Source organism: Streptomyces composti, from assembly GCF_012034205.1.
GTDB classification, from domain to species: domain Bacteria; phylum Actinomycetota; class Actinomycetes; order Streptomycetales; family Streptomycetaceae; genus Streptomyces; species Streptomyces composti.
In genome coordinates, this window is the sequence record NZ_JAATEM010000081.1 from 1 (window position 1) to 1,086 (window position 1,086).

Genomic DNA, 1,086 nt, shown 5'->3' on the forward strand with positions numbered 1-1,086 from the left:
CGCCTCGGTGTTCAGGAAGCCGCGCTCTACGGTGGAGAAGAACGGGACGTCTGACCGACGGGGCTCGATTCCAGCGAGGGCGGTGGCGATCTCGTCCTGGATGGTCTCGACGTGGGCCGAGTGTGAGGCGTAGTCGACGGGGATGATCCGGGCCCGGATGTCCTGGCCCTGAAGGTCCGCGACCAGGGTTTCCACGGCGTCCTTGTCGCCTGAAACCACGGTGGTGTTGGGGCCGTTGACGGCGGCGATGCTGACACCGCTGGTCAGGATTTCCTCGACCGCCTGGACGGACTGCGGGATGGAGGCCATGGCGCCCAGCCCGGCAAGGTGTTCACCGATGATCCGTGCGCGTACGGCGACGACCTTGGCCGCGTCCTCCAGGGTGAGGGCGCCGGCCACAGCGGCGGCGGCGATCTCGCCCTGGGAGTGGCCCACCACGGCGTCAGGACGGACGCCCAGGTGCTGCCAGGTGGCGGCAAGGGAGACCATGACGGCCCAGGTGACGGGCTGGATGACGTCGACCCGGTCCAACTCCGCGCCGGAGCGCAGCACCTCGGTCAGCGACCAGTCTACGTAAGGCGCGAGCGCCTCCTCACAGCGGGCGATGGACTCCGCGAACACAGGTATGGAGTCGAGGAGTTCGGCACCCATACCGGCCCACTGCGTCCCCTGCCCCGGGAACACGAACACGGTCTTCCCACTGGGCTTGGCCTGGCCCTGAACCAGATGGGTGTGAGGCTGCCCAGCGGCCAGCGCATCGAGCGCGGCGGCGACGGCATCAGGAGCTTCGGCGAGGACAACCGCCCGATGCTCGAACAGCGCCCGCCCGTTGACGAGCGTGTCGGCGACGGCTGCGGTGTCCAACTCGGGCCGCTGCTCGACGTATTCGCGGAGCTGCCGTGCCTGAGCGCGCAGCGCGTCGGCGGTCCGGGCCGAGATCACCCACGGCACGACGCCCGGGTCGGTGGGCTGGTGCTGCTGTTCGGTAACGGCAGGGGGCTCTTCGATGATGGCGTGCGCGTTGGTGCCGCTGACGCCGAACGAGGAGACGCCGGCCCGGCGGGGCCGGTCGGTCCCGGGCCAGGG

The 1,086-nt window shown here is 70.2% G+C and carries 1 protein-coding gene; it reads right to left on the bottom strand.

Annotated features, from left to right (window positions below):
- Nucleotides 1–1,086 (bottom strand): acyltransferase domain-containing protein (locus HCJ93_RS29020; RefSeq protein WP_167998802.1); only part of this gene is annotated, 1,086 nt, incomplete at both ends.